At 68.4% G+C, this 18,919-nt stretch carries 22 protein-coding genes; 16 read left to right on the top strand and 6 right to left on the bottom strand.

Annotation, left to right across the window (positions count from 1 at the left end; genetic code table 11):
• Positions 1-358: 358 nt before the first annotated feature.
• From NDI86_RS11995 to NDI86_RS11980, 4 genes are all read left to right on the top strand, one after another.
• The gene (locus NDI86_RS11995; RefSeq protein ID WP_310900660.1) at positions 359-1,078 is read left to right on the top strand and encodes a ThuA domain-containing protein; all 720 of its coding nucleotides are present in this window, start codon (positions 359-361) and stop codon (positions 1,076-1,078) included.
• 144 nt (positions 1,079-1,222) lie between these two features.
• Positions 1,223-1,414, top strand: coding sequence for a DUF5786 family protein (locus NDI86_RS11990; RefSeq protein WP_310900659.1), 192 nt, complete (start codon positions 1,223-1,225; stop codon positions 1,412-1,414).
• Positions 1,411-1,968 (top strand): endonuclease dU, encoded by a 558-nt coding sequence (locus NDI86_RS11985; protein ID WP_310900658.1) that lies wholly within the window; start codon positions 1,411-1,413, stop codon positions 1,966-1,968. Before NDI86_RS11990 ends, NDI86_RS11985 begins: the two co-directional genes overlap by 4 nt.
• Before the next feature lie 85 nt (positions 1,969-2,053).
• Positions 2,054-2,641 (top strand): uracil-DNA glycosylase, encoded by a 588-nt coding sequence (locus NDI86_RS11980; protein ID WP_310900657.1) that lies wholly within the window; start codon positions 2,054-2,056, stop codon positions 2,639-2,641.
• 131 nt (positions 2,642-2,772) lie between these two features.
• On the opposite strand, the gene NDI86_RS11975 is transcribed toward NDI86_RS11980, so the two are convergent.
• Both NDI86_RS11975 and NDI86_RS11970 read right to left on the bottom strand, forming a co-directional pair.
• On the bottom strand, positions 2,773-3,120 hold the full coding sequence (locus NDI86_RS11975) for an AzlD domain-containing protein (protein ID WP_310900656.1): 348 nt from the start codon (positions 3,118-3,120) through the stop codon (positions 2,773-2,775).
• Positions 3,110-3,805: an AzlC family ABC transporter permease gene (locus NDI86_RS11970; protein ID WP_310900655.1), complete on the bottom strand. Its 696-nt coding sequence runs from the start codon at positions 3,803-3,805 to the stop codon at positions 3,110-3,112. Before NDI86_RS11970 ends, NDI86_RS11975 begins: the two co-directional genes overlap by 11 nt.
• Before the next feature lie 254 nt (positions 3,806-4,059).
• On the opposite strand from NDI86_RS11970, the gene hisH reads away from it, so the two are divergent.
• Both hisH and NDI86_RS11960 read left to right on the top strand, forming a co-directional pair.
• The gene (hisH, locus tag NDI86_RS11965) at positions 4,060-4,710 is read left to right on the top strand and encodes an imidazole glycerol phosphate synthase subunit HisH (protein ID WP_310900654.1); all 651 of its coding nucleotides are present in this window, start codon (positions 4,060-4,062) and stop codon (positions 4,708-4,710) included.
• A 69-nt stretch (positions 4,711-4,779) separates the two neighbouring features.
• Complete coding sequence (locus tag NDI86_RS11960; protein WP_310900653.1) at positions 4,780-5,565, top strand: acetoacetate decarboxylase family protein; 786 nt, start codon at positions 4,780-4,782, stop codon at positions 5,563-5,565.
• A 322-nt stretch (positions 5,566-5,887) separates the two neighbouring features.
• On the opposite strand, the gene NDI86_RS11955 is transcribed toward NDI86_RS11960, so the two are convergent.
• Positions 5,888-6,235, bottom strand: a complete 348-nt coding sequence (locus NDI86_RS11955) for a hypothetical protein (protein ID WP_310900652.1) — start codon at positions 6,233-6,235, stop codon at positions 5,888-5,890.
• Positions 6,236-6,689: 454 nt separating this feature from the next.
• Between NDI86_RS11955 and NDI86_RS11950 the strand changes: the two genes are divergently transcribed.
• Both NDI86_RS11950 and NDI86_RS11945 read left to right on the top strand, forming a co-directional pair.
• Positions 6,690-8,369: a sensor histidine kinase gene (locus NDI86_RS11950; RefSeq protein ID WP_310900651.1), complete on the top strand. Its 1,680-nt coding sequence runs from the start codon at positions 6,690-6,692 to the stop codon at positions 8,367-8,369.
• Positions 8,370-8,476: 107 nt separating this feature from the next.
• The gene (locus tag NDI86_RS11945; protein WP_310900650.1) at positions 8,477-9,580 is read left to right on the top strand and encodes a tRNA (guanine(26)-N(2))-dimethyltransferase; all 1,104 of its coding nucleotides are present in this window, start codon (positions 8,477-8,479) and stop codon (positions 9,578-9,580) included.
• A 40-nt stretch (positions 9,581-9,620) separates the two neighbouring features.
• Here the strand turns inward: NDI86_RS11945 and NDI86_RS11940 are convergent, their stop codons facing one another.
• Positions 9,621-10,028 carry a hypothetical protein gene (locus NDI86_RS11940; protein ID WP_310900649.1) on the bottom strand — a complete coding sequence of 136 codons (408 nt, stop codon included), beginning with the start codon at positions 10,026-10,028 and terminating at the stop codon, positions 9,621-9,623.
• A 104-nt stretch (positions 10,029-10,132) separates the two neighbouring features.
• Here NDI86_RS11940 and NDI86_RS11935 point away from each other — a divergent pair, with 104 nt between their 5' ends.
• Together NDI86_RS11935 and NDI86_RS11930 are read left to right on the top strand one after the other, a co-directional pair.
• Positions 10,133-11,362, top strand: a complete 1,230-nt coding sequence (locus NDI86_RS11935) for a YihY/virulence factor BrkB family protein (RefSeq protein ID WP_310900648.1) — start codon at positions 10,133-10,135, stop codon at positions 11,360-11,362.
• On the top strand, positions 11,359-12,252 hold the full coding sequence (locus NDI86_RS11930; RefSeq protein ID WP_310900647.1) for a phosphatase PAP2 family protein: 894 nt from the start codon (positions 11,359-11,361) through the stop codon (positions 12,250-12,252). The genes NDI86_RS11935 and NDI86_RS11930 overlap by 4 nt, the downstream gene beginning before the upstream one ends.
• 7 nt (positions 12,253-12,259) lie before the next feature.
• Here the strand turns inward: NDI86_RS11930 and glnA are convergent, their stop codons facing one another.
• Positions 12,260-13,615, bottom strand: a complete 1,356-nt coding sequence (glnA, locus tag NDI86_RS11925; RefSeq protein WP_310900646.1) for a type I glutamate--ammonia ligase — start codon at positions 13,613-13,615, stop codon at positions 12,260-12,262.
• A gap of 126 nt (positions 13,616-13,741) precedes the next feature.
• Here glnA and lrp point away from each other — a divergent pair, with 126 nt between their 5' ends.
• The 5 genes from lrp (at position 13,742) to NDI86_RS11900 (ending at position 17,345) form a co-directional block, all read left to right on the top strand.
• Complete coding sequence (lrp, locus tag NDI86_RS11920) at positions 13,742-14,197, top strand: HTH-type transcriptional regulator Lrp (RefSeq protein WP_310900645.1); 456 nt, start codon at positions 13,742-13,744, stop codon at positions 14,195-14,197.
• Between the two features lie 138 nt (positions 14,198-14,335).
• Positions 14,336-14,929 (top strand): TetR/AcrR family transcriptional regulator, encoded by a 594-nt coding sequence (locus tag NDI86_RS11915; RefSeq protein WP_310900644.1) that lies wholly within the window; start codon positions 14,336-14,338, stop codon positions 14,927-14,929.
• Positions 14,926-16,470 (top strand): MATE family efflux transporter, encoded by a 1,545-nt coding sequence (locus NDI86_RS11910; protein ID WP_310900643.1) that lies wholly within the window; start codon positions 14,926-14,928, stop codon positions 16,468-16,470. The genes NDI86_RS11915 and NDI86_RS11910 overlap by 4 nt, the downstream gene beginning before the upstream one ends.
• 42 nt (positions 16,471-16,512) lie before the next feature.
• Positions 16,513-16,983: an Lrp/AsnC family transcriptional regulator gene (locus tag NDI86_RS11905; protein WP_310900642.1), complete on the top strand. Its 471-nt coding sequence runs from the start codon at positions 16,513-16,515 to the stop codon at positions 16,981-16,983.
• A 101-nt stretch (positions 16,984-17,084) separates the two neighbouring features.
• Positions 17,085-17,345, top strand: a complete 261-nt coding sequence (locus NDI86_RS11900) for a HalOD1 output domain-containing protein (protein WP_310900641.1) — start codon at positions 17,085-17,087, stop codon at positions 17,343-17,345.
• Between the two features lie 2 nt (positions 17,346-17,347).
• Here NDI86_RS11900 and NDI86_RS11895 read toward each other — a convergent pair whose 3' ends face one another.
• A complete protein-coding gene (locus NDI86_RS11895) occupies positions 17,348-18,298 on the bottom strand; it encodes an AEC family transporter (RefSeq protein ID WP_310900640.1) in 951 nt (316 codons plus the stop codon).
• 111 nt (positions 18,299-18,409) lie between these two features.
• On the opposite strand from NDI86_RS11895, the gene NDI86_RS11890 reads away from it, so the two are divergent.
• On the top strand, positions 18,410-18,901 hold the full coding sequence (locus NDI86_RS11890; RefSeq protein ID WP_310900639.1) for a pyridoxamine 5'-phosphate oxidase family protein: 492 nt from the start codon (positions 18,410-18,412) through the stop codon (positions 18,899-18,901).
• The last annotated feature ends 18 nt before the right edge of the window (positions 18,902-18,919 follow it).

Genomic DNA, 18,919 nt, shown 5'->3' with positions numbered 1-18,919 from the left:
CACCGCGGCCGGAAGTGCGCTCCGTCGCACGACTCGGGGAAGGGCAGGCCCGCGGTGGCGGTCCTGGCGGACTGGAAGGGCGTTGTCGGCGCTACGCGCCGACTGCTCGGGAGAGCTGTGCTCTCCCGGTGAACGCGGTCGGCGCGGCTGCGCGGGCCCTATCCGAGCGGAGCGAGGATATCCCGCACAGCCGCGTCGAGCGGGTGCGGGTTTCCTGTGTCACGGGATAAATGGCAGTGAAGATACCCGATGCTAGCCGCGTCGAGCGGGTGCGGGCTTCCGAGCCCCACACAAGTTTGCCGTCAGCACAGTCGGCGGCGAACGCTACCTTTAGCCACACCCCCACCGAAGCGACGCCATGCCATCAGTCACGGTCTGGAACGAGTACGTCCACGAGCGCGAGACCGATGCCGTCGCCGCGGTCTACCCCGACGGCATCCACGCCACCATCGCCGACGCACTCGAAGCCCGGGGCCACGACACCCGGACGGCGACGCTTTCCGAACCCGAACACGGACTCACCGAGTCCGTCCTCGCGGACACCGACGTGCTGGTCTGGTGGGGCCACGCCGCCCACCACGAGGTCGACGATAGCGTCGTAGAGCGGGTGGTCGACCGGGTCGTCGACGGGATGGGACTGCTCGTGCTCCACTCGGCCCACGCCTCGAAGCCGTTCAAACGGCTCCTCGGGACGCCGTGTGACCTGACCTGGCGCGAGGGCGACGAGCGCGAGCGGCTCTGGGTGACCGAGCCCGGCCACCCCATCGTCGACGGGCTGGGCGAGGCCATCGTCATCGAGGAGACCGAGACGTACGGCGAGCCGTTCGGGATTCCCCAGCCCGACAGCGTCGTCTTCACCTCGTGGTTCGAGGGGGGCGAGGTGTTCCGTTCGGGCTGTTGCTACCGACGCGGTCGCGGCCGCGTCTTCTACTTCCGACCGGGCCACGAGACCTACCCCATCTACCACCGCGAGGATATCCAGCGCGTGCTCGACAACGCCGTCCGCTGGGCCGCGCCGGGCGAGGGCGCCGACGCTCACGGCGGCAATCGAAACGTCCAGGCCCCGGAGTCACGATAGCCACGGCGCGCGCCGACCTCGGATGGCCGTCGATATCTCGATGGCCGTCGATATCTGTTTGTTCTTTCGTGCGCGCACACGCGTATGCCGTCCGTCGAATCCGGCGAGTGATTTTTGACCCTGAACTACATAGTTGTTCACGCAATGGGGTTCGGGAGCTACGACGAGTCGGAACAGGACAACCAGGAGTATGACACGGATTTCGACGACGACGATGGGCTGGACACGGAGGGGGACGCCCATCAGGGGGACGTCGAATTCGAGTTCACCGCGTCGAACGACGAACTGCTCGACCGGTTGAAAGACATGAAGGAGGACGAGACCACGAACACGTGAAGCCGGGGCGGCGCGCGCTGGGCATCGCCGCGTCGGACCGCGAACGGCGGAGTCACCTCGCCGGGGCCGTCGTCCGCGCGGACCGGGTGGTCGACGGCTTCGTCTTCGGGACCTGCACCGTCGGCGGGAGCGACGCCACGGCAACCGTCTGTGACATGTTCGACCGCCTCGGTCGCGAGGACCTGGGCTATCTGCTACTGGCCGGTATCGCGCCGGCGTGGTTCAACCTGCTGGACCTCCGCGCCATCCACGCCCACACCGGCCTGCCGACGCTGTCGGTCTCTTTCGAATCCTCGCCGGGATTGGAGAGCGCGATTCGGGACGCTATTGATGACGAAGCCGCCGTCGAGGACCGACTGTCGACGTACCGCGCCCAGCCCGACCGGCAGGCGCTGGCAGTCAACGACGAGAGCGTGTTCGTCCGCAGCGTCGGGCTCGACGCGGACGCGGCGGCCGACGTCGTTCGGGCGTACACGCCCGCCGGCGGTCGACCGGAACCGCTCCGGGTCGCACGGCTCGCTGCGCGGGCCGTCGCGGCGGACCGGGACGGCTGAGCGGTCCCGGGGCGCTCCGAGCCGTGGGCGTCCCCACCGTCTCGCAAACACGGCCCTTGATACCGTCCAGCCCCAACCGCCGGCCATGGGAACCATGGACGGGCTGACCGTGACCGAGTGCGAGCGCTGCGAGGCGCTGTGTGCGTCGCGCTCACAGATAGTCAACGGCGTCGGCCCGGCGGACGCGGACCTGCTGTTCGTCGGCGAGGGGCCGGGCGCCAACGAGGACGAGCAGGGCGAGCCGTTCGTCGGCCGCAGCGGCGACGTGTTAGACGAGACGCTGCGCGAGGTGGGCCTGGACCGGGGCGACGTGCGTATCACCAACTGCGTGCGCTGTCGCCCGCCGGAGAACCGCGACCCGCACAAGCAGGAACTGGCGAACTGCCGGGGCTACCTCGAAAGCGAAATCGAACTGGTCGACCCGGAACTCGTCGTCACGCTCGGGAAGGTCCCCGGCGAGCACCTGCTGGAACGGGACGTGGCCGTCACCGGCGAGGCCGGCGACGTGACCGACATGACCGTCGCCGGCGGGCCACAGCCGGTGATGATTTGCGTCCACCCGGCCGCGACGCTGTACGACCCCAGCCAGAAGGAGACGTTCGAATCGGCGCTGGCGAAGGCCGCCGAATTTACCGACGGCGAGAGCGGGCAGAAGCGATTAGGGGACTTCTGAACCCCGTCGAGGCGGTGATTCCCGAGCGGTCCAGACGGGAAGCAGCGGCTTCGTGAGGGGCGTGCGTCCGACACGGCTGAGTGGCGAGTGGAGAAACCGGTCCGTGGTGAGTACAGCGGTTCCGTGGGCGATTAGAGAGCCGGAAGCAGGGCGAATCGAACGACCCAGAGGGTCGCCATGCCCGCACCGATAGTCATGAACACGTCCTCCGTCCGCCAGGCGACGCCGCCGGCGACCGTCCCGGCGGCGAGTCTATCCAGGGCGACGCCACCAGCGCCCGAGTCCAGCGTGAGGAACGATGGTAGCACGAGCGCGGCCAACACGGCGGCCGGAACGAATCGGAGTCCGCGTTCCAGCCGCGTCGGAATCTCGTCGAGATAGCCAAAGAGGCCGATGAACGACAGCCGAATCAGGAACGTCACCACACCGATGACGGCGATGAGCCCCCAGATAACGAGCCCGGAGTAACTAGTCGCCACTCGGCGACCCCTCCGTGGCGGTCTCTGTGAGCAGCCCGGCCAGGATACCGACTGCGGCGCCGACGAGCAAGCCCAGGTTGAGCGGCAATCCCGCGGTCCCGACGGCGACGATACCACCGAGCACGCCGGCGACGGTCGTCGGGCCGTCCTCCATCGCCGGAACCAGCAGGGCGAGAAAGACCAGCGGCACGGCGAACTCGAGGCCGAGCGATTCGGGAACGCTCGTCCCGAGCACGACGCCGGCGATGGTCGTCAGCTGCCAGACGACCCACAGGGTCGCCGCGACGCCGAAGTAGTAGGCGATACGGCGAGGCGCATCCTCGGTCCGGTAGCGGGCGATAGTGAGCGCGTACGCCTGGTCTGTCAGGAGGTACGCGACCGCGGCCTTCGTTCGACTCGAGAGCGCCTGGAGGTGGGGCGCGATGGACGCCGAGTACATCAGCATGCGGAGGTTGATGACGACGGCGGTGACGACGACAATCGCGAGTGGCGCATCCCGGCCGATGAGCTCCAGCGCGGCGAGCTGTGCAGCCCCGGCGAACACGATAGCGGACAGTCCAACGGCTTCCGGAAGCCCGAGGCCCGCGTTCACGGTGGCGATGCCGGCGATGAAGCCAAACGGGACGATGCCCAACAGCAGTGGGGTGACGTCTCTGACACCCCGCCGGAACTCCGAACGGTCCATACACTGTCGTCGTCAGCCGCCGGTTTACGCGTAGTCATCTGGAACGCAGCCGTCGACACCGCTCAGCGCAGAACCCGCGGGTGAAACAGACGCCGCCGTCGTGCTGCCCGCGTCCCCGCTAGTCAGCGCGCACCGTGTGTCGTCCGATAGGCGTCGGCAAAGCGCCCGAACAGCCGTGGCGGGACGAGACGGGACTAGCCGCAAGACCTGTCCGAAGGGGAAGCCACTTCACCGGCCTCGGCGTAGCCAGGCGTATGAACGCCAGACAGACCACCGCAGAGGTGGTCGTCGTCGATTACGGGCTCGGGAACCTCCGGAGCGTCACCCGCGGGCTGGAGCGGGCCGGCGCCGAGGTGACGCTCTCGGCGGACCCGGCGGACTTTTCCGGAGCGGACGGCATCGTCCTACCCGGCGTCGGGGCATTCTCCGAGGGGATGGACAACGCGGGCCCCTTCCGCGAGACGCTCGAAGAGGAGGCCGAGGCCGGGACGCCGCTCTTTGGCATCTGCCTGGGGATGCAGATGCTGCTGACCACGAGCGAGGAGGCCGACCACGCCGGGCAGGGCGAGGCCGAGGGACTGGACCTCGTGCCCGGGAAGAACGTCCGCTTCTCGCGCGACCAGACAGTGCCACACATGGGGTGGAACGAACTCGACGTGCAACGGGACCACCCGCTCGTCGAGGGCGTCGACGGCCAGTACGCCTACTTCGTCCACTCCTACTACGCCGTCCCGGAGGACGAGCAGGCGGTCGTCGCGACCACCGACTACGGCGTCGACTTCGCCTCCATCGTCGCCAACGAGGCCGGCAACGTGTTCGGGACCCAGTTCCACCCGGAGAAATCCGGCGAGACGGGGCTGCGGATTCTGCGGAACTACGTCGACTACTGCGTCGAGCGGCGGTAAGCGGTCCCGCCTCGTCCCGACCGAGTCCCACAGCAGCGTTCTTCTGCCGACGGCGCGTTAGTCACTAGCATGGGTTCCGAGACTGACACCCGCGACCGACAGTCCAGCGCCGACCGCGGGTCGGCGACGGCGGCCAGCGAGGCACGCGACCTCGTCACGCTCTCGACGGGTCACGAGATACGGCTCCCCCTGGAGACGGCGGCGACGGTGACAGGACTGCTGCTCCCCGCCGACAGCGACGCCGTCGTCGACCTGCTCCCCGCGGGCCTCCAGCCCGTTCGCGTCACCCCGCGGCGGGCCGTCGTCACCCTGCTGGCCGTCGAGTACCACCGCATCGGCGACGACGCCGTGGGGCCCTACGACGAGTTCGCCGTGGTGCTGGCCGCGACGCCCGAGCGCGCCCGGCCGCTGGTCCCGCTCGCGACCGGCGAGTACGGCGGCTACGTCCACTCGCTGCCGGTGACGACCGACCCGGCCCGCGCCCTGGGCGCGGAGGTGTGGGGATTCCCGAAGTCCGTCGCGCGCATCAGCCACCACGACGAGGGACGCCGGCGTACCACGAGCGTCGTGGAGGATGGCGACCACGTCCTCACGGTCGACATCGCCCGCCCGCGGACCTGGCCGGCCACCCGCGAGACGACCAGCTACGCCGTCCGGGACGGCCGGCTCGAAGCACTATCGACCCACATGGACGGGCGCTTCGGCGTCCGACCGCTGTCGAGTGACTTCGAGGTCATGGTCGGCTACCACGACCGGTCGGCGACGCTGCGCGACCTCGATATCGGGGACCGCGCGCTCGCGCAGGTCGCCTTCGAGGGGACCGTGACCTACGGCGCTGGCGGGCCGGTGGCGTGAGAGCGGTGGCGGCGATGAGCGGTCGCGGTGGCCGTGACGCGCGTTTCATCGCGCGAAGACGGGGAAGGGCAGGCCCTCGGGAAAAACAGCCGGCGAGCGCAGCGAGCCGGTTCACCGGAATCGAGGCCAGCGAGGTCGCAGTGCGACCTCGTGAGTGAGCGGCGAAGCCGCGAGCGGGCCGATATTCGGCCTTTTTAGCGTAGATTTTTGCAAGCCGAGCGGGACCGGCGGTCCCGCTGGCCGTGCGAACGGACGCTTTGTGCCCGTGAGCAGACGGGGGTGCCCGCAGCGAAGCGAGGACACCCCCCGCAGTAAAAAGGTACTAGAGGAAGTCACGGACGTCCGAGTACCACATATCGTGGTGGTCGACGGCGTCGATGGCGTCGGCGATACGCACCGCGATGGCGTGCCAGCACAGTTGCTCGGGGTCCTCGCGGTCGAGGTTGTACTCGGCGTCGGCACAGCCACACTGGCCGTCCTCGACGATGTACTCGTCCTCGTAGCCGACGACGACGGTGAAATCGCGGTAGCCCTTGACACGACTCTCGCCGACGGCCTCGATGGCCCGCCGGCCCCGGCTGCCGTGGACGTCGACGATAGCCGTCACTACGTCGGGGGTCAACTCCCCGGCGTCGGCGACGCGAGCCACCCACTCGTCGACGGCGGTCACACGCCCGCTACGGATAGCCCCGACAAAACAGCGTCGGCTCTAGGAAAGGAGCGGACTGACTATGATTGTGTGTTCGCTTCGGATGCGTACAGCCAGAAAGCCCCGACGTGCGACACTCGGGGGCTCGCTGCGGTCCTCGGTCGCTACGCTCCCTGTGGTCCTTGCTTCCCCCGCCTTCGTGTAGCACGTCGCCCCTTTCAGTCCACCCGTAGCCAGTTGGTCAATCACAATGGGCGGGACTGAAAGGGGCGAGCGGCTGAACGAAGGCGGACGACGCAAGCACGCGAGTGCAACGAGCGCGCACAGCGAGTCCCCCGAGTTCAGCCGCTCGGGGCTTTCTGACTGTGCGCAGTCGCGGTCCAAGTGGTGCACGGACAGACAAGACTCAGAGCGAGGATATTCACTGTGGTTCCTAGCCCGGAAGGGTAAACAGGCGAGACCACGTGGACATGTCATGGCCAACGTCCCGTGGGTGGCGCTGGGGTCGTTCGCGTCGGCGCTGGGGTCGCTGTACGTCCTGGCGCAGTTGCGCACCCACTGGGAGAAGCCGGGCGCGAAGTGGTTCGTCGCGACCATCGGGACCATCACCGTCTGGTCGACGGGCTACGGGGCGGCGCTGCTGGTGTCCGAGCCGTCGGTTCGCCTCGCCCTGGAGGCGCTGACGTGGGCGTGTCTGCTGTGGCTGGGCTATGTCTTCGTCGGCTTCGCGCTGGGGTACACCGGGCGGCGGGGGACACTGGAGAGCCCGCTGTTCCGGGGGCTGGCAGTCGTCCCCGGCGTGCTGTCGGTCCTGGCGCTGTCGAACGGACGGGCCGGACTGCTGTGGACCGACACCGCGGTGCGGACGACCTGGGCGGGGACGGTGGTCGGCTACACCATCCAGCCGCTTGGCTATCTCGCGATATTCGCGGCGATGCTGTTCGTCTCCTTCGGGACGATGCTCGTCTTCGACACCGTCCTCAGCTACGGGCCGCTCTACCGCCGGGAGGCCATCGCGGTCGGCCTGAGCCCCGTCCCTCCGGGACTGGCCGTGCTCGCGTGGGCGCTCGGTATCGGCCCGGCGGTGAACCTGACGACGCTGGCGTTCCTGCCCCACCTGGCGCTTGACACCTACGCGTTCGTCCGCAGCGACATGTTCGAGTTCCACCCCGCGACGCGGCGCGCGGGCGAGCGGGCGGCCATCGACGACATCGCGACGCCGGTGGCCATCGTCGACGTGGCGGGCCGCATCGTGAACTGCAACCCCGCCGCGGAGGCGATGCTCGGCGTCGAGAAGCGAGCGGTCCTGACCGAGTCGCTGGACGACCGTATCCAGGGCGACCGATTCCGGCCCGGCGAGGACGACGACCGCTTCGGCGTCGCGAACGGGGGCCGCCGTCGCGAGTACAAGCTGGGACAGACCGAACTCACCGACGGCGGCGGGACCCGGCTGGGCTACACCGCCGTCTTTCAGGACATCACCGACGAGATTCGACGGGAGCGCCGGCTGGAAGTCCTGAACAGATTTCTCAGGCACAACGTCCGCAACGAGAGCGTCGTCATCCAGGCCCGCGCGGAGCTGCTGGCGGAGACGCTCGACGGCGAGACGGCCGACCACGCCGAGACCATCGAGCGAGCCGTCGGCCGGCTCGTCGCCTCGGGCGAGAAGGCCCGCACGCTCTCGGAGGCCGGCACCGACGAGGGCGGCCTCGAACCGGTCGCCCTCCGCGCGCTCGTCACCGACACGGTCGACTCGCTCTCGGCCGCGTACGACGGGACCGTGACCGTCGAGGTGCCCGCCGACCTCACCGTCGAGAGCCAGCCCGCCCTGCTGGGCGTCGTCGTCGAGAACCTCGTCGAGAACGCGCTGGAACACGTCTCCGACGCTCGTGTGACGGTGCGAGCGGCGGCCGACGGCGACGACGTGGCGCTGTCTGTCAGCGACGACGGGCCGGGCGTGCCCGACCACGAACTCGACGTGCTGGAACGGGGCGAGGAGACGGCCCTCTCGCACGGCAGCGGGATGGGGCTCTGGCTGGTCGACTGGGCGACGACGACGCTCGGGACCGACCTGGCGTTCGACACCAGCGACGGGACGACGGTGACGGTGTGGCTGCCCGTGCCGGATTCCACCGTCCCCGACGCCTCTGTGTGAGGCGGTGGAGCGGCCGGAGCGGGCTGGCTCTCAGCGACGGCCAGCCCTTTCACAGTCTCCCAGCGCCCCTTCGAACGACTTAACGGCGCCCGTGAGCAGGCTCTGGTATGCGCGTAAGCGAAGGGCAGGTGACGGTCACAGTGCCGGAACAGCCCGAGGCGGGAAAGGGCGCCGACGTGTTCTTCAACCCCGTCCAGGAGCTGAACCGCGACCTGACCGTGGCGACGCTGCGGGCCTACCGGGAGCGGACGCCGCGAGTGGAGACGTATCTCGACGCGACGGCGGCCAGCGGCATCCGCGGGGTCCGGGCGGCGGCCGACGGCTGGGAGACGAGCCTCTGTGACGTCGACGACGAGGCCGTGGCGCTCTGTCGGGCAAATCTCGAGGACAACGACCTCGACGGGACGGTCCATCACGAGAACGCCAACGTCCTGCTGCACTCGGAGGCCTTCGACGTCGTCGATTTAGACCCGTTCGGGACGCCCATCCCCTTCGCCGACGCCGCGGTCCAGGGGACGAAACACCTCCTCTGTGTCACGGCGACCGACACCGCGCCGCTGTGTGGCGCCCACTTCGAGAGCGGCGTCCGCAGCTACGGCGCCGTCCCCCGAAACACCGAGTTCCACGCCGAGATGGGGCTGCGGGTACTCCTCTCGGCGATGGTCCGGACCGCCGCCCGCTACGACATCGCCGCCCGGCCGATTCTAAGCCACGCGACGAGTCACTACGTCCGCACCTACCTCGAATTCGACCACGGCGCGAAAGTGGCCAACGACTGTATCGACGAACTCGGCCACGTCTACTACTGCCAGCGGTGTCTCTGGCGCGAGAGCGAGCGTGGCCTCATCGCCGACGCCCCGGACGCCTGCCCGCACTGCGGGGAACACGTCCAGACGGCCGGTCCCATCTGGCTGGCCCGGAGCTGTGAGCCCGCGTTCGTCCGGTCGGTGGCCGAACGGGTCACCGACGACATGGGCACCGCCGAGAAGGCTCGCGGGCTGTGTGGCACGCTCGCGGCCGAACTCGACACGCCGACCCACTACGACCAGCACCGCCTCTGCAAACGGTGGGGCCGGGGCGCCGAGGCGATGGACACGTTCATCGAGAAGTTGCGGGCGGCGGGCTACGCGGCCTCCCGTACCCACTACGGCGGGACGACGGTCAAGACCGACGCCGACGTGGGCGAGATTCGCGAGGCGACCGCGGAGTAGCCGCGAGACCGGCGAGCCAGCGGCGACGGCGTCGCTCGCGCTACCGGTCGGCCGACTTTCTCCCTCGCTGCTGGACCGCCTCGACGAGCGAGTACGCCAGCAGATACACCGGTCGGAGGAAGTAGTTCGCCATTCCAGCGAGCCCGACGAGGCCACCCAGCGCCTGGAGCTCCTCGGCCGAGGCGGACGGCTCCACCAGCACGGCGAGCGCGGCCAGCGCCGGGGCCAGCCACAGGGCCGACAGCAGGCTGCCGACGTCGATACCCAGGACGTGGCCGGCATCGGCGTCGGGCCGCGTGAAGTAGAGTCCGGCCGACAGCGCGAGCAGGACGACGACCAGCGCCGGGGAGGCCGGGACCCCGGCGACACCGAGCGCGAGCAGGCTCCCGGCGGCGACGAGACACAGCACCGTCACCTGCATCGTCCCCGTCCGTATCGCCGTCTCCATAGGCGGAGGTCGGGGCGCCGGGGGATAAACGCTGTGTGGGAAGCCGACTCGCACACGCCGGGGCCGTCGCGGAGCTATATGTGGTGGCCGTTCGACCTCCACGTATGAACCGGAATCGCGCCACTGCTGTCGGTCGCGACCTCCTCAGCGTCGTCCGGACGGAACAGGTGTCGTTTCTGGCGGCCGGCATCGCCTACTACATGTTCGTCTCCCTGCTCCCGCTGCTGTTGCTGGTCCTCATCGTCGCCACCCTCGTCGCCGGGGCGGCCTTCGCCGCGGAAGTCGTCGGCGCCGTCAGTTCGGCACTGACCCCGCAGGCGGCGGGGTTGCTCAGGAACGCCCTGCTGAACGCCACCGGCCGGGGCGGGGCGACCGTCGTCAGTCTCGTCGTCATGGTCTGGGGGGCGCTGAAGGTGTTCCGCGGCGTCGACGTGGCCTTCTCGCGCATCTACGCGACCCACGATGTCGGGGGCTTTCTCGACAGCCTCGCCGACGCGGCGGCGGCGCTGGGCGGCATCGGGCTAGCGCTTGCGGGCTTTGCCGTCGTCGCCTCGCTGGGGGCCATCTTCGGCGTCGACGTCGCGCTGGGCGGACTCGCGCTGGTCCCCGTCCTCGTCGTCGCCTTTCTCCCGCTGTACTACCTGTTCCCCGACACGCCGACGACAGTCCGGGAGGTGCTGCCGGGGACGGTGTTCGCGGCCGTCGGCTGGACGGCCCTGGCGACCATCTTCAGCCTCTATGCCGCCGTCGCCGGCAGCTTCCAGCTGTACGGCGTCATCGGCGCGGTCCTCCTCCTGGTGACGTGGTTCTACTTCGGCGGGCAGCTCCTGTTGCTCGGCGCGGTCCTCAACGCCGTGCTGGCGGGCGTCACGGACCGGCAATTACAACACGAGTCCCTTCGAGGGTCAAACAAAGCGATGAGCGAGGAAGCCGACAGCGAGACACCCCCGCCCACCGAGACGGGGCGTGCCGACGACCTGACCGACGAGGAGCTCGCACAGCTACGCGAGGAGTTCGAGGAGTTCCGCGACGACGTAGAGGACCGCACGCTCCACCGCGACGACGTCGAGAGCGACCTCAAGCAGTACGTCCGCCGTCGGATGCGCCGGGGCCACGCCCGCGGCTGGGGCCCCTATCTCGTCTTGCTGTACGGGACCATCATGACGCTGGGGGCGTTCTACTACCTCCAGAGCGTCTGGGCGGTGCTGGCGATGCTTGTCGTCTGGCTGTCGACGCTCGGCCTCTACGTCGTGATGGTCGTCGTCGGGCTCGGGCTCCGTATCACCGGCCTGCCGGGTATCGCCCTCGATAAGGTGCGCGACTGGCGTGGATGACCCGCGGCGTCGGCGTCACGGAGCTCCTGACGGAGCTACCGACCGCCGTCGTCGTCGGCTTCGCCGTCCTCACGCAGCTCGGTGACTTCTGGTTCGTCGCGACTGTGAGCCTGCTTACCTACTGGCTGGCGTCGGCCGCGCCCGTGCTGGGCGACGGGCTGACCCGCGAGCGGGCGGCGATGGTGCTCGCCTTGCTCGCGGCCGCCGTCGCGGTGGCCGTCTCGCTGAAGGTCGTCTTCGCGTTCCCGCGCCCGCCCAACCCCGATATCGTCGCGGCGGCCGACGGCCTCCCCTGGCCCGTCGGCGCGTTCTACGAGTCGGTCGTCACCGGCCGCGGCTACGGCTTCCCGAGCGGACACGCCACGACGACGGTGCTCGTCTGGGGCGGGTTCGCGTGGGCGTTGCGAATCGGTCGGCGCCGCCAGCGGTACGCGGTCGCCGGCGCGGTCGTCGTCGTGGTCTCGCTGTCGCGACTCGTGCTCGGCGTCCACTATCTGGCCGACGTGGTCGCCGGCGCCGCCATCGCCGCGGCCGTCCTCTGGGCAGCAGTGACGAAGCTCGGGACGCCGGAGCGCGTGTTCGCGTTCGCGGCGCTCGTGGCACTCGGCGGCGTCGTCGCCGGGGGCGTGACCCGCGATACGGCCGCCGCCCTCGGGCTCGCAGTCGGCGGGCTCGCGGCGTGGACCGCGCTGGACGAGGTGCCGGAACCGACCCGCCGGGGCAGTGCCGTCACGGCCGTACTGGGGGCCGCCTCGCTCGGGTCGCTCGCCGGCGCCGTCGTGTTACTGCAGCGGCCGCCGGCGGGGGCCGGCGTCGCCGCGGCGCTCGGGATGGCGCTCGCGCTGGTGCTGCCGCTGGTCGGCGAGCGCGTCGCGAAAAAATGGCGGTAGCGAGCCCCTAGAAGGTCTCGAGGTACTGGTCGAGCTCCCACTGGGAGACGTCGACGAGGTAGTCCTTGTACTCCGAGCGCTTGGCTTCGACGAAGTTCTCGAAGACGTGCTCGCCGAGCGCGTCCATGACGACCTCGTCCTGTTCGAGTTCGTCGACGGCCTCGCCGAGGTTCGTCGGCAGCGTGGTGATGCCGTAGTCCTCGCGCTTTGCCTCGTCGAACTCGTAGATGTTCTCGCGGACCGGGTCGTCGCAGTCGAGGTCACGCTCGATGCCGTCCAGCCCGGCGTGGATGAGCGCGGCGAAGGCGAGATACGGGTTACACGAGGGGTCGGGGAAGCGGGCCTCGATTCGGCTCGCGGCCGGGGTGCGCGCGGCCGGCTTGCGGATGAGCGCCGAGCGGTTGCGGTCCGACCAGGCGACGTAGACGGGCGCCTCGTAGCCCGGGACCAGGCGCTTGTAGGAGTTTACGGTCGGGTTGGTGACCGCGGTGATGGCGGGCGCGTGGTCGAGGATACCGGCGGTGAAGCTCTTGGCCGTGTCGCTGAGGTTGAACTCGTCGTCCTCGTCGTGGAACGCGTTCTCGCCGTCCTCGGTGAAAAGCGAGATGTGGGTGTGCATCCCCGAGCCGTTGATGCGCGGGATGGGCTTGGGCATGAAGGTAGCGTGCAGGTCGTGTTCGGCCGCGATGGCGCGAACGACGGACCGGAAGGTAGCGACGTTGTCGGCCGTGGTCAGGGCGTCGTCGTAGGTGAAGTTGATCTCGTGTTGGCCCTGGGCGACCTCGTGGTGGGAGGCCTCGATGTTGAAGCCCATGTCCTCCAGCCCGTAGATGATGTCACGGCGGACGTCGCTGGCGAGGTCCTTCGGCGCGAGGTCGAAGTAGCCACCGGCGTCGTTGGTCTTCGTCGTCGCGCGACCGTCCTCGTCCTCCTCGAACAGGAAGAACTCCGGCTCCGGGGCGGCGTTGACCTCGTAGCCCATCTCGTTGGCGCGGTCGATAGCGCGCTTGAGGACGCCTCGCGGGTCGCCGGAGAACGGCTTGCCCGTCGAAGTGTCGATGACGTTACAGATGAGGCGGGCGCTGGACCCACCCTCGACGTTCTCGCGCCACGGCAGGACGGCGAACGTCGACGGGTCCGGGTCCAGGCGCATGTCCGACTCCTGGATACGGACGAAGCCGTTGATGGAGGAGCCGTCGAAGTAGATGCCCTCCGTGAATGCCTTCTCGGCCTGGTCGGCCGTAATCGAGACGTTCTTGATCGTACCGAGGATGTCCGTGAACTGAAGTCGCAGGAAGTCGACGTTCTTCTCTTCGATCTCGTCGAGTACCTCCTGGGCCTCAGCGGAAAGTTCGCTTGTCATGCTTGGACACCGGGAAGGAACACTGCTAATACTAAAACCCTGCCGTTATGCGCAAGGATTTCGGCCTGCTCGGGCGCATTTGGACATTCGTAAAATTCTAATCCCCCGCTACCGTGAGTGGATGTAATGACGTATGAAAATCTCGACCGCAAGCTAGTGAATGCACTTCTGGGCGACGGGCGAGCGAGCCTGCGAAGCCTCGGTGAGGACCTCGACGTGTCCGTTACCACCGTCTCGAACCACCTCTCCACCCTGGAGGAGGAAGGCATCATCAACGGCTACACGCCGAAGGTGGACTACGACGCGCTGGGCTACGACGTCACGGCGATAATCCAGCTCAAGGTCGAGGGGTCCTCGCTCCCCGAAGTGACCGAGAACCTCAAGAAGCACAAGCAGATGATATCGGTGTACGAGGTCACCGGCGACTACGACATCATCGCCGTCGGCAAGTTCACCGACACCGACGGGATGAACGCCCAGATCAAGGAGCTGCTCACCGACCCCGAAATCAACGAGTCCAACACCTCCGTCGTGTTGAACACCGCGAGCGAACACGAGCAGTTCGAACTCGACCTGGAGTAACACGCGAGCGCCGACTGGAACGGGGCCTGAGGGGGCCGGAGAGACAGCGTGTCCACAGAGCGGCCGCGCCGTCCGTAGTCGAGGCGGGGGAGGCCGGAACCAACGGGTACTTGACTGACCAGTCAGTTAGCTTCGACAATGAGCGATGGTGACGCCGCGACGGAGATAATGTGTGCCACGTACCGCGCGCTCTGTTCGCACGGATACGCGGACCTGACGATGCAGGACATCGCCGACGAGTCCTCCAAGAGCAAGGCCGCGCTCCACTACCACTACGACAGCAAGCACGACCTGCTGTGTGCGTTTCTCGACTATCTCTACGACCGGTTCGTCGAGCGGACGGCCGACGTGGCGGGCGAGGACGCACACGAGCGGTTGCTCGGGCTCGTCGAGGCGGTGTTGACCGAGCGCGAGGACCGCGAGGCCTTCGAGACGGCGATTCTGGAGATACGGGCACAGGCCCCTTACGACGCCGGCTTCCGGGACCGGCTGACGCGGTTCGAGGACCACCTCGTCGCGGAGCTCACCGCCATCCTCGAAGCCGGCGTCGAGGCGGGGACGTTCCGCGAGGACGTCGACCCCGGCGACGCCGCCAGCTTCGTCGTCACGGTGTTGACGGGCGCGTCGACCCAGCGGGTCACCGCCGGCCGACCCGTCGAGTGTAGCCGACGGATGCTCCGGGAGTACGTCGAGTCGCATCTGCTCGCCGACGCGGAGGCGCTATCGGCATGAGCGACCGCGGGCGCGCGAGCGACCTGGCCGAGCGGCTGGGCGGGCTGTTCAAGGGGAAAGACGAACTGGACCTGACCAGTGGCCCCATCGGGAAGCCGCTCCTCTACCTCTCCTTTCCCATCGTCGTCACGAACCTCCTGCAGGTGGCGTACAACCTCGCCGACACCTTCTGGCTCGGGCAGTACAGCACGACCGCGCTGGCGGCCATCTCCTTTGCCTTCCCGATGATATTCCTGCTCATCTCGCTGGGGATGGGCCTCTCCGTCGCGGGGAGCGTGCTGGTCGCCCAGCACACCGGCGCCGAGGAACCCGACGAGGCCGAGTACGCCGCCTCCCAGACGCTGACGTTCGCGGTTGCGGGCTCCGTGTTGCTGGGGACGGTCGGCTTCTTCTTCGTCGAGGACTTCCTCCGACTGTTGGGGGCGTCCCAGCAGGTGTTACCGGGCGCGACGGGCTACCTGCAGGTGGTCTCGCTGGGGCTGACGACGATGTTTGGCTTCTTCGTGTTCATCTCGCTGATGCGCGGCGCCGGCGACACTATCACGCCGATGCTCGTCATGTTCGGCACGGTCGTGTTGAACATCGTCATCGACCCGTTCCTCATCTTCGGCGTGGGACCCCTGCCCGAACTCGGCGTGGTCGGGGCCGCCGTCGCGACCATCTTCTCGCGAGGGCTGGCCTTCGCCGTCGGGGTCGGTATCATGCTGCGCGGGGACCGCGGCATCCAGGTCAACCCGCGCGATATGGTGCCCGACTTGGGCTATCTCAGGAAACTGCTCGCCATCGGCGTCCCCGCCTCCATCGAGGGGACCGGCCGGGCGCTGTCGGTCAACGCGATGCTGTTTATCGTCGGGACGTTCTCCGTGACGGTCGTCGCGGCCTTCGGCGTCGGCATCCGCGTGTTCTCGCTCGTCTTTATGCCCGCCATCGCGATGGACCGCGGCGTCGAGACGATGACCGGCCAGAACCTCGGCGCCGAGCACCCCGACCGGGCGGCGAAAGCCAACCACTTCGCGGCGAAGGTGTCGTTCGTCCTGCTGTCGATACTGGGCGTCGTCACCATCTTCGCCGCGCCGACGGTGGTCAGCGTGTTCAGCGACGACCCCGAGGTGGTCCGTATCGGCGCCGAGTTCCTCCAGTGGGTCGCGCCCACCTTCGGCTTCATCGGCATCGTGCGGGCCTACTCGGGGGGCTTTCGCGGCGCCGGCAAGACGCTCACCGCGGCCGCACTCGCGGTGACGATGCTCGGCCTCATCCGACTCCCGGTCGCGTGGGTCATGTCCCGCGCCGTCCCGGCGCCGGCGTGGCTCTCCGCGGTGCCCCTGCCCGCGTGGCTCGGCGGGCCGCTGGCGATTCCGGCGTGGCTCGTCGGGCCGGTCACGGACACGCTGGCCGTCTCGCTGGCCGAGCAGGGCATCTGGCTCGCCTTTGGCGTCTCGAACGTCGTCGCCGCCGCGCTCGCGTTCGCGTGGTTCACCCGCGGCACCTGGCGTGACGCCGACCCGCGGGGCGAACCCGACGCGGCGGTGGCCGACGACTGACGGCGGGCCGACCGTTAAGATGCCGACCGCCGATATGTCAGTGTGGAGTCTAATCAGACCGACAGGCTCGACCGCGCCATCCTCTACCGACTCCAGGAGAACGCCCGGACGCCGGTTACCGACATCGCGGACGCGGTGAACGTCTCGGACAACACCGTCCGCAACCGCATCCAGTCGCTCGAAGAGCGGGGCGTCATCACGGGCTACCGGGCGACGGTCGACTACGACGAGGCGGGCGTCCAACACTACTACCTGTTCGTCTGTTCGGCCCGCGTCAGCGAGCGCGACGAACTCGCCGAGCAGGTCCGAGAGCGCCCCTGCGTGACGGAGGTCTTGACGGTGATGACCGGCACGTACAACGTCTACGTTATCGCCGCCGCGGCACAGAAAGACGACATCACCGACCTGGCGGAACACATCGACCGGTCGGGACTACAAATCGAACGCGAACACCTCATTCGGCGCCACACGCGACAACCGTTCGGGCGGTTCCAGCCCGACGCGGACTCGTAGCCCGACGGCCGGACGTTCGTTACAGCCGCCGGACTTCGAAAACTGCAGCGGGTTTATAATATCCGATAAGTATATTCTCCCTGCTACGAAACAGGCGTGAGATGAGATACGTCAAGTCAGATGAGTACGGGACAGACACCGCCTGTACTGTCAGCGACCGAGTTATCCGGGCTGTCGCGGACCGGGAGGGGGTCTCGCCGCTCGACATCTCGACACCGCTTTTCGACGCTATCGACCCGGACGCGCTCGACCGCCTCTACGGGAACCACGGGGACGGCGTCACCACGGTATTCGAGTACAGCGGCTATCGGGTGACAGTCCACGGCGGCGGTCGCGTCGAACTCGGCCCGATAGCGGAGTGAGTTCAGACGAGCCAGCCCGCTTCCAGCACCGCGACGAGGCCAGTCACCGTGAGTACGCTCGCGACCGTGGTGACGAAGACGGTCGCGCTGGTGAACTCGCCGGGCGCGATTCGCTCGCCCGCGCCGCTGAACGCGCCGACGAGGATGATGGTCGTCACGCCGGTCGGCGTCGCCAGCAGGAGAACGACAGCCCTCGCGACCGTCGGGTCGCCGACGCCGACGAGCAACACCGCCGCGCTCGCGACCAGCGGCGCGAGGACGAGTCGCAGCGCGCCCGCTACCCCCACGGGCCTGAGCGTCCCCTCGATGTCGACGCCGGCAAGCTGAACGCCCAGAATGAGTAACATCACGGGAATCGAAGCGTTGCCCACCAGTTCCAGTGTCTCCATCAGCGTCGACGTCGCGGGCGGGACGACCCCGGCGTAGCGGGCCGCCAGCGCGACGACGACGGCGTACACCAGCGGCACCCCGAACACCCGTCGCATGTCCGCGAGCGGGTCCGAATCACCGCCCCTGGCCGCGATGTAGATGCCGACAGTGTACAGCAACACGGCCTCGATGGCGGTGACCAGCACCGCGACGCTGCGTCCCGTGGGCCCGAAGACGAAATCGGCCAGCGGGATGCCGTAGTTGCCGGTGTTGGGGAAGCTGGTGACGAGGACGAACGCGCCGAGCAGGGGCTCTCGCTGGCCGCTGAGTCGGCCGACCGCCTCACCGACGGCGAGCATCACGGCGGTAAAGAGCGCGACCGCACCCACGACCGCCAGGATGGTCTCACCGCCCAGGTCGGAGGTCGCGAGGCTGTGGACCACGAGCGCCGGCGCGAGGACGTAGACCGTGATGGTGTTCAGGGCGTCGGCCTCCACGTCGCGGTACCGGCCAAGTGCGAAGCCGACGGCCGCGACGGCGACGATGGGGAGGATGGCCGTCGCGAAGATTCCGAGCAGCGACACTGCCAACATGTCTCTGGCGGACGGTAAGGACAGTTTCGACTCGGGCGCGACGAGTCCCGCGACGCCGGAGTCGGCTGGTGTCTTTATGTTTTCCAGCGACGAACTGGAACTATGACGGTCGACGAACTCGAAGCGTTCGGGATGCGGCGGATGGACGACGACGACATCGAGCGGACGCTCTCGAGAGAGAGCGTCGGCGTGCTCGGCCTCCCCACCGACGGCGCGCCCAGTCTCCGCCCGCTCTCCTACTGGTTTGACGGCGAGGACGCGCTGTATTTCGTCTACGTCCTCGGCGGGGAGAGCCGGAAAGCGTCGCTGAGCGACAGCGCAGACGTCGCCCGCTTTCTCGTCTACAACGTCGAGGCGCCGTTCAACTGGCGCAGCGTGCTGCTGACCGGGAGTATCGAGGAAGTCTCCGCGGCCGAGCGGGAGGCACTCGAAGAGCGGATGGACGTCTCCTGGCGCCCCGACCTGTTCGAGCGGGCCGCAGAGTCCGAGACCACCGCCATCTATCGGTTCGACGTCGGCGAGCAGGCGGGCATCAAACAGCTCGAACTGCCGCCCGAACTCAGGGAGCCGGACTCGTCGGGTCGGATGGAGTAAGGCCGCATCGGAGCCGGC

The organism is Haloarcula onubensis (assembly GCF_031624605.1).
In the GTDB taxonomy this organism is placed as follows: Archaea; Halobacteriota; Halobacteria; order Halobacteriales; family Haloarculaceae; genus Haloarcula; species Haloarcula onubensis.
Note: the sequence above shows the minus strand (reverse complement) of the source record. Positions and strands in the feature narration are given on the sequence as shown.